The organism is Sphingomonas sp. SAFR-052 (assembly GCF_051965015.1).
Classification (GTDB): Bacteria; Pseudomonadota; Alphaproteobacteria; order Sphingomonadales; family Sphingomonadaceae; genus Sphingomonas.
In genome coordinates, this window is the sequence record NZ_JBQCMO010000036.1 from 1 (window position 1) to 1,269 (window position 1,269).

Genomic DNA, 1,269 nt, shown 5'->3' on the forward strand with positions numbered 1-1,269 from the left:
TGAGCTGCCCCCTTCTGAGTGGTCCATCGACTATGACAGTCTGGACCAAGGAAGGGACAACGAATGCCTTCGAAGAAGCACAAGCCCGAGGAGATCATCGGCAAGCTGCGTGAGGTTGAGATCGTGCTGGGCCAAGGCGGCACGACCGCCGAGGCGTGCCGGCGGATCGCGGTCAGCGAGCAGACCTATTATCGCTGGCGCAAGGAATATGGTGGCCTGAAGACGGACCAGGCGCGTCGGATGAAGGATCTGGAGAAGGAGAACGCCCGGCTGCGGCGTGCGATTTCGGATCTGACGCTGGACAAGCTCATCCTGCAGGAGGCGGCAAAGGGAAACTTCTGAGCCCCGCACGGCGCCGGCGCTGCATCGACCAGGTCCGGGGGGTGCTGGACGTGTCCGAGCGGCGCGTATGCCGCGTGCTTGGCCAGCACCGGTCAACGCAGCGCAAAGTGCCGTGCGGGGCAGATGATGAGCAGGCGCTCACCGACGACGTCGTCGCGCTGGCAAAGCAGTACGGGCGCTACGGTTACCGTCGGGTGACCGCGCTGCTGCATGCGGCGGGCTGGTCGGTGAACCACAAGCGGGTCGAGCGGATCTGGCGGCGCGAGGGGCTGAAGGTGCCGCAGCGCCAACCGAAACGCGGCCGGCTCTGGCTCAATGACGGCTCCTGCATCCGGCTTCGACCAGAGTATCCGGGGCATGTCTGGGCCTATGATTTCGTCGAGGAGCGTACCCACGATGGGCGCAAGTTCCGCATCCTGACCATCATCGACGAGGCCAGCCGCGAGTGCCTGGCACTGGTCGTATCACGTCAGCTGCGCCACGAAGACGTGCTGGCCGCATTGGCCGACCTGTTCATTGAACGCGGTCCGCCAGCGCACATCAGGTCGGACAATGGCAGCGAGTTCATCGCCACCGCCGTCCAGACCTGGCTCGGCCAGATCGGCGTGAAGACGCTCTACATCGCCCCGGGCTCGCCATGGGAGAACGGCTATAACGAGAGCTTCAACGGGTCGCTTCGCGACGAACTGCTCAATGGCGAGATCTTCTACAGCCTCGCAGAGGCCAGGGTGCTGATCGAGGCATGGCGCCGTCACTACAACACCGTCCGGCCGCACAGCAGCCTGGGCTACCGCCCGCCGGCCCCCGAAGCGGTGACACCGCCATTACCGGCCTCCGGTTCCGCTTCGCTCCACCTACGCCCGGCAATGGCGGCGGAGACGACAATGCACTAACTAACATGCCGGACCACCCGCTGGGGGCTGTTCA

1 protein-coding gene is annotated in these 1,269 nt (G+C 65.0%); it reads left to right on the forward strand.

Annotated features, from left to right (window positions below; translation table 11 throughout):
• Window positions 1–63 precede the first annotated feature (63 nt).
• Window positions 64–1,235, forward strand: a protein-coding gene (locus ACTHQV_RS19225; RefSeq protein WP_440492322.1) for an IS3 family transposase whose coding sequence is annotated in 2 segments (ribosomal slippage) — window positions 64–328 and window positions 328–1,235 — 1,173 coding nt in all. Because the reading frame shifts where the segments join, the coding sequence is not laid out codon by codon here.
• Window positions 1,236–1,269 lie beyond the last annotated feature (34 nt).